This is a genomic window from Aeromonas sp. TECH754 (genome assembly GCF_056279295.1).
The window spans coordinates 3,593,984-3,606,694 of the sequence record NZ_JBWBRA010000001.1 but is presented as its reverse complement, the minus strand read 5'-3'; the positions used below and the strand labels follow the sequence as shown (position 1 = coordinate 3,606,694).

Sequence of the window (12,711 nt, the reverse complement as noted above, 5' to 3'; positions counted from 1 at the left end):
GAGAGGATGCTGCGATGGATCTGGGCCCTGCTGGCCCTCTGGTGTCTTCCTCTGCTGGCGGCGGATCTCAAGCCCCTGCCAGACGATTCCCCCACACGCGCAGTGGACGTCAGACCGAAACTCTTGCCCCAACCCGGGGACCTCGAACACATTCTGCAAAAAAAAGAACTCAGGGCCCTGGTGGTCTATGAGCGCGGTTTCTTCTTCTTCGACAAGGGCGCCCAGTACGGCATCCTGGTCAATCAGCTGCAAGGCTTCGAGCGCTGGCTCAACAAGACCTACCTCGCCAACGAAAAGCTCAAACTCAAGATCATCTACATCCCGGTACGCCAGGACAAGTTGCTGGACTACCTCACCGAGGGGCGCGGCGATCTGGTGGCGGCCAACATGACGGTGACGCCGACTCGGCGTGAACAGGTCACCTTCTCTGCTCCCATCATTTCGCCCATTGAGGAGTGGGTGGTGAGCCAGCGTGCCTTGCCCGGCTTCAACCGCATCACTCAGCTGTCGGGGCGACGAGTCTGGGTGCGGGCCAGCTCCAGCTACTATGAGAGCCTGCACCAGCTCAACTGGCTGTTTCGCGAGCTGGGGCTGCCCCCGGTGTACATAGAGACGGTGCCCGAGTATCTGCAGGACGGGGATCTGATGGAGATGGTGGCCGCCGGCATCATACCGCTGACCGTGACCGACAGCTTCAAGGGGCGGATCTGGCTCGACATGATAGGCGGCCTCAAGGCCCACAAGCTGATCCCGCTGCGGGACAAGGGGCGCAGTGCCTGGGCCCTGCGCAACAACAGCCCCGAGCTGCTCAAGGCGGTGAACGCCTATATCTCGGAGTCGAGCAAACGTACCCTCTACAGCGACATGATCCTGCGTCGCCTGCTGGCCCAGAGCGAGCAGATGAGCAACATCCTGGCGCCGGATCCCCTGGGGCGGCTGTCAACCATCCGCCAGGTGCTCGAGACCCAGGCCGCCAAATACCAGCTGGACTGGTTGATGCTGGCGGCGCTCGGCTACAAGGAGTCGGGGCTCAATCCCAATGTCGGCTCCCACGGCGGGGCGGTCGGCATCATGCAACTGCTGCCGAGTACCGGCAGTACAGTGGGGATCCGCGGGGCCAGGTTCACCAGCCTGGAGGGCAATGTGGAGGCGGCCTGTCGCTACCTGCGGCTCATTCTCGACACCTATTTCAACGATCCCGGGATGGACAACATCAACCGCCACCTGTTCGCACTGGCGGCCTACAACGCGGGCCCGAACCGGGTGCAGGCGCTGCAGGCCAAGGCCAAAGAGAGGGGGCTGGATCCGAACGTCTGGTTTGGCAACGTGGAGCAGCTGGTGGCCAACGAGGTCGGCCAGGGGCCCATCAACTACGTCGGCACCATCTACAAGTATTACGTGGCCTATCGTTTCAGCCTGCCGCAGCTGGAGGGCAAGTCCGAGGCCATCGAGGCGGTGCAGCCTTGAGCATCACCTCAGATCAGGGTCGTTAGCCTGATGAGTGGCGCCGATTTCCCACCCCTGATCCCGGTGTTGCAGATACCAGGGGGCGAGTTGCCTCGCCGGGGTGGGATCCGGTTGGCTGGCCTGGGGCCTATGGCACAGAGAGGGGCGGTCATACAGTTCCATGGTCGACTCCTTGGCTCGTGGCGATCAGGGCGCTCGCCCGGGTTATGCCATGGCCCCATGACAAGGAGATGACGCTTGAGCCCCGCCGAATTTGCCCTGCTGGACGATCCTGCCATGGCCCTGAGGGTGCGCTGCCAGCTGATCCGCAGCGCTAGCAGCCGGATCCAGGCCCAGTATTACAGCTGGGAGGAGGATGGCAGCGGCAAGCTGCTGTTGTCCGAGCTGTTGCATGCGGCCAGACGCGGGGTCAGAGTCCAACTGCTGATCGACGATCTCTATGCTGGCGACAACCGCTTCCTGGAGGTGATGGCCCACCAACCCGGCGTGGAGGTGAAACTGTTCAATCCCTTCTGGCTGAGGGGCTGGCGACCGCTGGTCCTGCTGCTCGAGGGGCTGCTCAGCTTTCGGCGCATCAATCATCGGATGCACAACAAACTGTTACTGGTGGATGGCTGTCAGGTGGTGATCGGTGGCCGCAACATCGGCGATCGCTACTTCGGCCTGGGGGGGCTCCCTCACTTCATCGATCTGGATATCGTCTGCCGGGGAGCTCTCTGCCAGCAGGCAGAGCAGGGCTTCAGCCTCTATTGGCAGAGCCGCTGGAGCCATCCCATCCGACGTCTGTGGCGGCGGGCCCTGCAGCCTGCCGAGATGGCAGCATCCCGTGACCTCCTGCTCACCCTGACCGAGCCAGCGGTGGCCGCCGTCTACGATCTGCCCGCCAGCCTGTTCGACGATGAGCCCGTGCCCCTGCGCTGGCATCCTGGTCAGGGCACCTTCTGGTTCGATCGGCCCGGCAAGGGGCTGCTCTCCCGAGCGACCATGGCGGCCGAGCTGGGGCGCAAGCTGGCCCGCAATCGGGGCGACCTGCGGTTGGTGAGCCCTTACCTGATCCTGACGCGGGGGCTGCGTCGTCGCCTCAAGCGGCAGCGACTGGCGGGGGTAAACATAGCGATCCTGACCAACTCTCTTACCAGCACCGACGTGCCGCTGGTGTATGGGGCCTATCGCCGCCATCGCCCCTGGCTGGTGCGTCAGGGCATCAGGCTGTTCGAGCTGGAGGCAGAGGCGCTGAGTCTGCATGCCAAGCTGATCCTGATGGGAGAGGAGGAGGCGCTGCTCGGCAGCTTCAATCTGGATCCCCGCTCCCTGATGCTCAACACCGAGCTGATGCTGCACCTGCGCAGCCCGCCGCTCTGCGCAGAGTTGCAGCAGTGGCTGACGGGCTGGCAGCAGGCCGCCGTGCACCGGGATGCGCCTCCTCCTTCGGCGCTGCGACGCCTGTTGGCCCGGTTGAGCAAGGGGTTGTCGGCTCTGCACCCCTGGCTGTGAGAGGCAAATTTGTGCGAGATCTCGCAAAGCCTTGTGCGCCTTGGTGGATAACGTTTGCCATCCAACGTCGCATTATCGATTTATCGCATTGTTTTTAATCATTTTATGGTTGTCTCTGAATCAGATGCCCGTCCGGCTGTTTGCATACAGAACTGCATAAAACGGTTTTTTATTTTATTTAACTGCGTAGTATTTCAATCGCAAGGACAAACACGGCAGCGGGTCTGCCGTGTGGGTGAAGGTGATGAGAGTACTTGGTCGGTCGGATTGCTCCGGCAGATGCTCGGATCGGGAGCGGAAACCCGTGAAGCGGCAACCGTACCCCTTATGGCCGGATCCCAATATGGAACATGCTATTTGCGAGGGGGTGACATGCGAATGTCGCCCCATTTTTTATCTCTTTTCGCCGCCCAGCACCAAAAAAAAGACCGCCAACGGGCGGTCTCGAATGCGGAGCCTGTATGGACGATATCAGGCGATGCCGGCCAGCAGGCGACTCCAGTTGCGTTTGCTGGCGATGAAGCCATCACGCAGATTGCGATATTCCAGCTGCAACCTGAGCCTGTCGTAGCGGGCCAGCGCCTTGCGTTTGCGCTGTTCCAGCAGCAGCTTGCGGCTGCGGTAGTAGTGCTGGATCTGCTGGCTCAGCTTGTCGTATTCCTCCTGCAGCAGGGCCTGCCATAGCTCCCGATCGTCCTCTTCATGCAGCCTGGCCTTGGCCTGCTTCAGCTGCATCTCCAGCCTGGCCTGCTCGATGCGCTCCTCCGGACAGGACCTCAGATCCTTGGCCAGCCCGCACCAGGCGGCGCTGCGGATCAGCCACTTGGTGGGATCGTACTGCCACCAGCGGATGCCGTTACGGTAATCGTTCTCGAACAGGTGGTGGAAGTTGTGATAGCCCTCGCCGAAGGTGAAGAAGGCCAGGATGCCGTTGTCCCGGGCGCTGTTGCGATCGGTGAAGGGCTGGCTGCCCCAGATGTGGGCGAGGGAATTGATGAAGAAGGTGGTGTGGTGAGTCATCACCATGCGCAGCACCCCGGCCAGCAACAGCATGCCGAGCAGATCGCCGTGGATAAGTCCGAGCAGCAGCGGGATGCCGAGGTTGGCCGCCAGTGTCAGCATCAGGTAGTGCTTGTGCTGGAAGGCGACGATGGCATTGTTCTGCAGATCTCGCACGTTGCTGTAGTCGTGGTAGCGCTCACGCTGGTATTCCCGCAGCATCCAGCCGATGTGGGAGTACCAGAAGCCACGGCCTGCGCTGTAGGGATCCTGCTGGTTGTCATCCACGTGGCGATGGTGGCGGCGGTGATCGGACGACCAGTGCAGGGCCGAGTTTTGCAGGGCGAGGGCGCCACCGATGGCGAAGATCCACTGCAAGATCGGGTGTGCCTTGTAGGCCTTGTGTGACCAGAGCCGATGATAACCGGCGGTGATGGAGATGCCGCAGTAGCAGAACAGCAGCAGGAAGCAGAGCCACTGCCAGAGGTCGTAACCCTGGGTCATGCCGTACCAGGGCACGGCGATCAGTGCCGTCAGCCCGGAGAGGCTGAACAGCAGGGTGTTGGTCATGATGATCGGGGGGCGTTCCATTTCACTCGGCTCCTTTCAGCGAACAGCTGTGCACTATTCTCCAATGCGCCGGAATGCGGGTCAATGGTAAAAAAGTCGGAGACAAACCTGCTCCCGGCCCTGCCTTCGGGTTATCATTTGGCCTCGCTAACCTCAAGGTGACTGTTTTCGTGGGTATTCGCGCGCAACAAAAAGAAAAAACCCGGCGTACGCTGATCGACGCGGCGTTCAGTCAACTCTGCGCCAACCGCAGCTTCTCCAACCTCAGCCTGCGGGAAGTCGCGCGGGAAGCGGGCATAGCACCGACCTCTTTCTATCGTCACTTCCGTGACATGGAAGAGCTGGGGCTGACCCTGGTGGATGAGGGGGGCCTGACCCTGCGTCAACTGATGCGTCAGGCTCGCCAGCGCATCGCCGGGGGCGGCAGCGTCATCAGCACCTCGGTGCAGACCTTCATGGAATTCGTCGGAAACAACCCGAACATCTTCCGCCTGCTGCTGCGCGAGCGCTCCGGTACCTCGGCCGCCTTCCGCCAGGCGGTGGCGCGCGAGATCCAGCACTTCATCGCCGAGCTGACCGACTATCTGGAGGCGACCACGGAGGCGCCGCGGGAAGAGGCCTATATTCAGGCCGAAGCCATGGTCACCATCGTCTTCAGCGCCGGTGCCGACGCCCTCGACATGACCAGCGAGGAGTGCAAGGCGCTCTCCGATCGCACCATCAGTCAGTTGCGCATCATCGCCATGGGCGCCGAGGTCCAGAACCGCAAGCGCCGTGACCCTCTCTCTTAAGCCAAGGATGGACAGTCTCATGCATGAACCGAACGCGATCCCGAAGAAACCCCTGCTGCTGGCTCTGCTCATCGGGATCTGCGGGGATGCCTTCCTGTCGGTACTGACCGAGTCGGCCGTGCCTTTCTCCCTGTTTCCCCTGATCGCGCTGTTGCTGGCCGCCTATCAGCTCTACCAGCACTATCGCCACGAGCCCATGGTGGGCAACACGCCGACCTGCATCCTGCTCTGCTTCTTCATCGGGGTCTTCGGTCACTCGGCGCTGATCAAGGTGCAGTACCCGGAACTTGGCAGCAACTTCTTCTCGTTGATCGCCATGTTGTTGCTGCTTGCCGTGCTCTCCATCAAGCTCGGCATCAGCGTGGGGAAAAAAGCGAAGGAGTGACGATGCACTCCTTCTGGCTGGATTAGGGCGGGTCGACCTCAGTCGGCCCGGGGTGGTGTCCCGCCCTTCTGCTTGGCGTCGATGATGGCTTGCAGCTTGGTGCGGATATCCATCATGCCGAACACCCCGAAGACCAGTACCTGGGTGAATTCGAGACGAGTGACCGCGAAGTAGGGCTTGCAGGCGGCCTTGATCAGACTGGCCTGTACCCAGTGCATCAGGGCCACGATCAGCCCGCAGACCGGCAGAAAACCATTCAACTTGCCCGGCAGGGTGCCAAACAGGGCGAGTGCTACCCCCAGCCAGAAGAACAGCAAGACGCCCATCGCCACCAGATTAAACACGCGCTTCATCGTTTACCTCCCTTGCATAGAGCTGATAGCAGATCTGATCGACCTGCTTGTCCTTGAGCAGTTGCCCACATTGGCCGGGGAGGGGCACAGCGCCCATTTCCCCTCCCGTACGGTGTTTAAACCGCAGCGTCATTCTGGGTGTCCCGCAGATAGAGCTGATAACAGACCTGACCAGCCTGCTTGTCCTTGAGTAGTTTCCAGCTAGCTGGCAGGGCCAGATCGCCCATCTCCTTTTCCCGCTCCAGATAGATGAGTGCCTCCGGCGCCAGCCAGCCGTGCTGCTCCAGCAATTCGCACACCTGGGGCAGCAGCTCGCGGCGAAACGGCGGATCCAGGAACACCAGATCGAAGGGGGTGGCCGGGCCTTGTAGCCAGCGGACCGCATTGGCCTGGATCACCGCCCCCTGCTGGCTGCCCAGGGCGGCCAGATTCTTCTTGAGCTGATCGGCCGCGCCCTTGTCCATCTCGACCAGGGTCACCTGCTCGGCATAGCGCGACAGCGCTTCCAGCCCCAGGCCGCCGCTGCCGGCAAACAGGTCGAGGCAGCGGGTGCCGCGCACGTGGGGTGCCAGCCAGTTGAAGATGGTCTCCTTGACGCGATCCGTGGTTGGTCTGAGTCCTTCCACATCCTTGACCGGCAATTTACGGCCCTTCCACTGACCGCTGATGATTCTTACAAAGCCTGCTTTCCCTTGCGGGATCGGGCTCTTGTGGGGGCTGCTAGGACTGGATTTCACTCTGGGCATCGCGTTTCGTCGTCAGAAAATAAAGTGTTAGTATAAGGCGGTTCATTTTTATGCCGCCCCACCGAAGGACGGCTATCTTAGCAGTCAGCCAACGAAGTGAGTATTTTTTAGATGGCAAAAGGTTTGTTTTCCTGGCTGGGTTTCGGCCGCAAGAAAGAAGAGGCTGAGGCCGTTCAACCACAGGCTCCCGCAGCCACTCCGGTGATCCCTGAGCCCGAGGCCGCTGCTGCCCCCGCTCCCGTCGCTGATATTCCCCAGGTCGAGATCCCAGCCGTAGCGCCCGAGGCGCTTCTGGTGACGCCCGATGAAGGCCCGCTGGTGGTAGAGGATGACTCCGAACTCGAGCCCGTCATCGTCAATGAGGCGCTGATCGTCGAAGAGGCTGCCGAAGCTCAGGCCGCTGAAGTCGCCCGCATTGCTGCCGAGGCGCAGGCTACTGAAGCTGCTCGTATTGCTGCCGAGGCGCAGGCTACTGAAGCTGCTCGTATTGCTGCCGAGGCGCAGGCTACTGAAGCCGCTCGTATTGCTGCCGAGGCGCAGGCTACTGGAGCCGCTCGTATTGCCGCCGAGGCCCAGGCTGCGGAGGCCGCTCGCCTTGCCGCCGAGGCGCAGGCTACTGAAGCTGCTCGTATTGCTGCCGAGGCCCAGGCTGCGGAAGCCGCTCGCCTTGCCGCCGAAGCTCAGGCTGCGGAGGCCGCTCGTATTGCTGCCGAGGCGCAGGCTGCTGAAGCCGCTCGCCTTGCCGCCGAGGCACAGGCTGCGGAGGCCGCTCGTATTGCTGCCGAAGCCCAGGCTGCGGAAGCCGCTCGCCTTGCTGCCGAAGCCCAGGCTGAGGAAGCCGCTCGCCTTGCCGCCGAAGCGCAGGCTGCGGAAGCCGCTCGTATTGCCGCCGAGGCGCAGGCTGCGGAAGAAGCTCGTATCGCCAAAGAGGCCCAGCGAGCGGACGATCTTCGTCTGGTCGCCGAGATGGAGGCCAATGCCGCCGCCCTGGCCGCCTTGCCACTGGCAGCCAAGGTGGACGACGACACCCAGGACAAGCCGCAGCGGGAGGGGTTCTTCACTCGCCTCAAACGCAGTCTGGTGCGCACCCGTGAGAACATAGGCTCCGGCTTTTTCGGCCTGTTTAGTGGCAAGAAGATCGATGACGAGCTGTTCGAGGAGCTGGAGACCCAGCTGCTGACCGCGGATCTCGGGGTCGACACCACCAGCCGCATCATCGACGGCCTGATCAAGCATGCGGATCGCAAGCAGCTCAAGGATGCCGAGGCGCTCTACGGCCTGCTCAAGCAGGACATGGGCGAGATACTGGCTCAGGTCGAGAAGCCGCTGGTCATCGACACCAGCAAGAAGCCCTATGTGATCCTGATGGTCGGCGTCAACGGGGTGGGCAAGACCACCACCATCGGCAAGCTGGCCAAGCAGTTCCAGGCCGAGGGCAAGAGCGTCATGCTGGCCGCCGGCGACACCTTCCGCGCCGCCGCCGTCGAGCAGTTGCAGGTGTGGGGTCAGCGCAACAACATTCCGGTGATCGCCCAGCATACCGGCGCCGATTCCGCCTCCGTCATCTATGACGCCATCGAGGCAGCCCGCTCTCGTGGCGCCGACGTGCTGATCGCCGACACCGCCGGCCGCCTGCAAAACAAGAGCAACCTGATGGAAGAGCTCAAGAAGGTGGTGCGGGTGATGAAGAAGCTGGATCAGGAGGCGCCGCACGAGATCATGCTGACCCTGGACGCGGGTACCGGCCAGAATGCCCTGAGCCAGGCCAAGCTGTTCAGCGAGGCGGTGGGTCTGACCGGCATCACTCTCACCAAGCTGGACGGCACCGCCAAGGGCGGGATCATCTTCGCGATGGCGGACAAGTTCCAGATTCCGATCCGTTACATCGGGGTGGGCGAGGGGATCGACGATCTGCGTCCCTTCGTCGCCAATGACTTTATCGAGGCACTCTTCAGCCGCGATGAATAAGCTCAGTCGTGATCACTAAATGCCAAACGCCCCGACTCCGGTCGGGGCTTGTCAATGTCAGGGAGTCGCTATGATCCGTTTCGACAAGGTCAGCAAGGTATACAGCGGCGGCCATCAGGCGCTGCAGAAGGTCAGCTTTCACCTGCGCAAGGGAGAGATGGCCTTCCTGACCGGCCATTCGGGGGCGGGCAAGAGTACCCTGCTCAAGCTCATCAGCGTGATGGAGCGGCCGACCGACGGCCGGGTATTTTTCCATGGCGACGACGTCAGCCAGATCAAGCGGGGCCAGATCCCCTATGTGCGCCGCCAGATCGGTATGATCTTCCAGGATCACCGGCTGTTGATGGACAGAACCGTGTTCGACAACGTGGCCCTGCCGCTGGTGATCGACGGCTACAGCCACGCGGACATCAACAAGCGGGTGGCGGCGGCGCTGGACAAGGTCGGCCTGCTCGGCAAGGAGCGTTACCAGCCGCGCATGCTCTCCGGTGGTGAGCAGCAGCGGGTCGGCATCGCCCGTGCCATCGTCAACAAGCCGCCGCTGCTGCTGGCGGATGAGCCGACCGGCAACCTGGATCCCCAGCTCTCCATGGACATCATGCGATTGTTTGAGGAGTTCAACCGCTTCGGGGTCTCGGTGCTGATTGCGACCCACGATCTGGGACTGATCGCCCGCATGCGCTACCGCACCCTGACCCTCAAGGCGGGCCGCATGTATTCACAAGAGCAGGAGGAGGGCTGATGGCTACTGTTGCGCGTCATAAACAGCCTCCGCTGGGGCGGCTATGGATGGTATTTCGGATGGTTCATGTCGTTGATGCCGGGCAAGGGGAGGGGATCTGATGGCCATCGTTCGTCATAAGCAACCTTTGTTGCGGCGGATCGCAATGTACTGGGTGGATCACGCTCGCCAGGCGTTCGCCAGCATGGGCGAGCTGTGGCGCAATCCGCTCGCGTCCCTGATGACGCTGGCGGTGCTCGGCGTCAGCCTGGCGCTACCGTCCTGCTTCCACGTGCTGCTCAAGAACGCCGAAGTAGTGGAAGGCAGCTGGCAGACCAGCTCCCAGATCTCCCTCTATCTGCGCAAGGATCTGCCCGAGCAGAGCATTCTCGACATGAAGCAGCGGATCCTGCTCTATCCCGAGGTGGAATCCGTCACCTACATGAACCGGGACGAGGCACTGAAGGAGTTTCGCGAGATCTCCGGCTTTGGCGATGCTCTCGATTATCTCGACAGCAACCCGCTGCCGCCGGTGCTGAGCGTGATCCCGGATCCGCGCTGGCAGAACCCTGACGGAGCTGCCGAGCTGCTCGCCAAGCTGGAGAATGAACCCGGTGTCGAGCAGGGCAAGCTGGACTTGCAGTGGCTGACCCGGTTGCAGGGCATCATGAACCTGCTGCGCCACACCATCACCGGTATCGCGGTGCTGCTGCTCTCCGCTGTGCTGCTGATTGTCGGCAACACTCTGCGGCTGAATATTCTCAACCAGCGTTCCGAGATCGAGGTGCTCAAGCTGGTGGGGGCGACTGACGCCTTCATCCACCGTCCTTTCCTCTATACCGGCATCTGGTTTGGGGTCATCGGCGGCATGCTGGCCTGGTGGCTGACCGAGGTGATGGTGATCTGGAGCGAGGGAGTGGTGAAGGAGCTGGCCGGGCTCTACAACAGTAACTTCCGATTGGTAGGGATGGGGGCATTCGATGGCTTCAATCTGATACTGCTCGGTGCTATTTTGGGGCTGATCGCATCCTGGTTTTCGGTGCATAGACATATTCGCGACATAGAACCGTCTTGATTGATTTTTGATCGCCGCAAAGCACTGGATTTTGAGAACTGGATCAAGTAAAAGAGTGGCCCGTTTCTGGCACGGGGCACTTTCTCAGAGTAGTCTGAATGATACCTGCGTTAGGGATCTTATTTGGATCCTGTGAACCTTTTGATTTATAAGCAGTCTATCTAGTGCGACAGAATGTATACGGGTGTGGCCCTCTGCCTTGCTCGTCTGACTTGGCAAGCATGTGAAGGTTGCGAGCTCCGCAACAATGGACTTAGCATGCTACTTTTCGGGGGTCCTTCACTGTGACCCCCTTTTTTTGACCGTTCATTTATGATTCATCCTGCCGGCTTAACATATGCCGGGCTCAGGCTGGGGTTGATGTTTGACTTAGCTGTTTGATGTGGGCCGCAGAATGACCCCCGGTCAGTAGACAGACCCCCTCAGGGTGTTAGACTGCGTCGATTGAAAAGTAAGAGGTAGAACATGGGAACTTCATTGCAACGCACTATGGCTCTGATTCCGCAAGGTAGTCTGGAAGGCTATATCCAGGCAGTAAACTCGATTCCTGTGCTGAGCGCAGAGGAAGAGCGTGAACTGGCGATGCGTTTGCAGCAGGGTGGCGATCTCGAGGCTGCCCGTCAGCTGGTCATGTCACATCTGCGTTTTGTCGTTCACGTGGCCAAGAGCTACGCCGGTTATGGCCTGCCCCAGGCCGATCTGGTGCAGGAAGGCAACATCGGCCTGATGAAGGCGGTCAAGCGCTTCGACCCGAGCGTCGGGGTACGGCTGGTCTCCTTCGCCGTGCACTGGATCAAGGCTGAAATCCACGAATATGTCCTGCGCAACTGGCGCATGGTCAAGGTGGCCACCACCAAGGCGCAGCGCAAGCTGTTCTTCAACCTGCGCAAATCCAAGAAGCGTCTGGGTTGGTTCAGCCACGACGAGGTGCAGGCCGTCGCCGCCGAGCTCGGGGTCTCCCCGACCGATGTGACCGAGATGGAAGCACGGATGAGCAACTACGATCAGGCCTTCGACCTGGTCGGTGATGATGAAGACGAGGGTGGCTTCGCCCCGGTTCATTATCTGGAAGACAAGTCCTCGGATCTCGCTGCCACCATCGAGAACGACAACTGGGACAACCACGCCACCCGTCGTCTGAGTGCGGCCCTGGCCACCCTGGACGAGCGCAGCCAGCACATCATCCGCGCCCGCTGGCTGGACGAGGAGAGCAAGACCACCCTGCAGGAGCTGGCCGATACCTACGGCGTCTCCGCTGAACGGGTGCGTCAGCTTGAGAAGAATGCGCTCAAGAAGCTGAAGGATGCGATGGACTCTTGAGGTCGCACTCAGATGCCTGAGGGCATTCTCCAACACAAAGCAGGGCCTGATGGCCCTGTTTTTGTATCCGTGTCATCAGATCGGATCTGTTGTTGCGCCTTGCCCCCAATCCCGTCGAATATGGTATGTTGCCGCCATTAACACTCTAGGGAGAGCAGAAGTGAAACTGTTGAACGACTTGTTTACCAATAACCGCGAGTGGGCGGAACGGATCAAGGCCGAGGATCCCGAGTTCTTCGCTACCCTCTCCGCCCAGCAGGCGCCCGAGTATCTCTGGATCGGTTGTTCCGACAGCCGGGTCCCCGCCAACCAGCTGATGGGCCTGCTGCCGGGGGACGTGTTCGTCCACCGCAACGTCGCCAATCTGGTGGTACACACCGACTTCAACTGCCTCTCCGTGCTGCAATACGCGGTCGAAGTGCTCAAGGTGAAACACATCATCATCTGCGGCCACTACGGCTGTGGCGGTGTGCTGGCAGCCATGCGCAACGAGGAGCTGGGGCTCATCGACAACTGGCTGCGCAACATCAAGGACGTCTACTTCAAGTACCGTGAGCAGCTCGATGCCATCGAGGATGAGCACGAGCGCCACGACTACCTGTGCGAGCTGAACGTGGCCGAGCAGGTGGCCAACGTCTGCCACACCACCATCATCCAGAACGCTTGGCGCAAGGGCCAGGAGCTGGCGGTGCACGGCTGGATCTATGGCATCAAGGACGGTCTGCTGCACGATCTGGATCTCTGCATCAGCGGTCCGGATCAGATCGCGGATGTCTATCGCGCCTGGCCGGACATGCGTCCGCCCCATCGTCGCCGCTGAGG

Annotated in this window: 13 protein-coding genes; 9 read left to right on the top strand and 4 right to left on the bottom strand. The window is 61.2% G+C overall.

Features of this window, described 5'->3' with window-relative positions:
- Nucleotides 1–6: 6 nt before the first annotated feature.
- On the top strand, nucleotides 7–1,467 hold the full coding sequence (locus ACZ9IL_RS16380; protein ID WP_476004451.1) for an MltF family protein: 1,461 nt from the start codon (nucleotides 7–9) through the stop codon (nucleotides 1,465–1,467).
- A 3-nt stretch (nucleotides 1,468–1,470) separates the two neighbouring features.
- On the opposite strand, the gene ACZ9IL_RS16375 is transcribed toward ACZ9IL_RS16380, so the two are convergent.
- Nucleotides 1,471–1,629 carry a hypothetical protein gene (locus ACZ9IL_RS16375; RefSeq protein ID WP_476004450.1) on the bottom strand — a complete coding sequence of 53 codons (159 nt, stop codon included), beginning with the start codon at nucleotides 1,627–1,629 and terminating at the stop codon, nucleotides 1,471–1,473.
- 75 nt (nucleotides 1,630–1,704) lie between these two features.
- On the opposite strand from ACZ9IL_RS16375, the gene ACZ9IL_RS16370 reads away from it, so the two are divergent.
- Nucleotides 1,705–2,961, top strand: a complete 1,257-nt coding sequence (locus ACZ9IL_RS16370; protein ID WP_476004449.1) for a phospholipase D family protein — start codon at nucleotides 1,705–1,707, stop codon at nucleotides 2,959–2,961.
- Nucleotides 2,962–3,432: 471 nt separating this feature from the next.
- Here ACZ9IL_RS16370 and ACZ9IL_RS16365 read toward each other — a convergent pair whose 3' ends face one another.
- Nucleotides 3,433–4,551 (bottom strand): acyl-CoA desaturase, encoded by a 1,119-nt coding sequence (locus ACZ9IL_RS16365; RefSeq protein ID WP_476004448.1) that lies wholly within the window; start codon nucleotides 4,549–4,551, stop codon nucleotides 3,433–3,435.
- A gap of 149 nt (nucleotides 4,552–4,700) precedes the next feature.
- On the opposite strand from ACZ9IL_RS16365, the gene fabR reads away from it, so the two are divergent.
- The gene (fabR, locus tag ACZ9IL_RS16360) at nucleotides 4,701–5,321 is read left to right on the top strand and encodes an HTH-type transcriptional repressor FabR (RefSeq protein ID WP_476004447.1); all 621 of its coding nucleotides are present in this window, start codon (nucleotides 4,701–4,703) and stop codon (nucleotides 5,319–5,321) included.
- A 19-nt stretch (nucleotides 5,322–5,340) separates the two neighbouring features.
- A complete protein-coding gene (locus ACZ9IL_RS16355) occupies nucleotides 5,341–5,706 on the top strand; it encodes a YijD family membrane protein (protein ID WP_476004446.1) in 366 nt (121 codons plus the stop codon).
- A 38-nt stretch (nucleotides 5,707–5,744) separates the two neighbouring features.
- Here ACZ9IL_RS16355 and ACZ9IL_RS16350 read toward each other — a convergent pair whose 3' ends face one another.
- Together ACZ9IL_RS16350 and rsmD are read right to left on the bottom strand one after the other, a co-directional pair.
- Complete coding sequence (locus ACZ9IL_RS16350) at nucleotides 5,745–6,059, bottom strand: DUF1145 domain-containing protein (RefSeq protein ID WP_476004445.1); 315 nt, start codon at nucleotides 6,057–6,059, stop codon at nucleotides 5,745–5,747.
- 116 nt (nucleotides 6,060–6,175) lie between these two features.
- Nucleotides 6,176–6,805, bottom strand: a complete 630-nt coding sequence (gene rsmD, locus ACZ9IL_RS16345; protein WP_476004444.1) for a 16S rRNA (guanine(966)-N(2))-methyltransferase RsmD — start codon at nucleotides 6,803–6,805, stop codon at nucleotides 6,176–6,178.
- 111 nt (nucleotides 6,806–6,916) lie between these two features.
- Between rsmD and ftsY the strand changes: the two genes are divergently transcribed.
- The 5 genes from ftsY (at nucleotide 6,917) to can (ending at nucleotide 12,709) form a co-directional block, all read left to right on the top strand.
- Nucleotides 6,917–8,773 carry a signal recognition particle-docking protein FtsY gene (gene ftsY, locus ACZ9IL_RS16340; protein WP_476004443.1) on the top strand — a complete coding sequence of 619 codons (1,857 nt, stop codon included), beginning with the start codon at nucleotides 6,917–6,919 and terminating at the stop codon, nucleotides 8,771–8,773.
- Nucleotides 8,774–8,843: 70 nt separating this feature from the next.
- A complete protein-coding gene (gene ftsE / locus ACZ9IL_RS16335; RefSeq protein ID WP_476004442.1) occupies nucleotides 8,844–9,515 on the top strand; it encodes a cell division ATP-binding protein FtsE in 672 nt (223 codons plus the stop codon).
- Between the two features lie 100 nt (nucleotides 9,516–9,615).
- On the top strand, nucleotides 9,616–10,569 hold the full coding sequence (gene ftsX, locus ACZ9IL_RS16330) for a permease-like cell division protein FtsX (RefSeq protein ID WP_476004441.1): 954 nt from the start codon (nucleotides 9,616–9,618) through the stop codon (nucleotides 10,567–10,569).
- A gap of 465 nt (nucleotides 10,570–11,034) precedes the next feature.
- Entirely contained in the window at nucleotides 11,035–11,889 is an 855-nt protein-coding gene (gene rpoH / locus ACZ9IL_RS16325) for an RNA polymerase sigma factor RpoH (RefSeq protein ID WP_476004440.1), read from the top strand.
- A 160-nt stretch (nucleotides 11,890–12,049) separates the two neighbouring features.
- The gene (gene can / locus ACZ9IL_RS16320; protein ID WP_042642783.1) at nucleotides 12,050–12,709 is read left to right on the top strand and encodes a carbonate dehydratase; all 660 of its coding nucleotides are present in this window, start codon (nucleotides 12,050–12,052) and stop codon (nucleotides 12,707–12,709) included.
- Nucleotides 12,710–12,711: the final 2 nt, after the last annotated feature.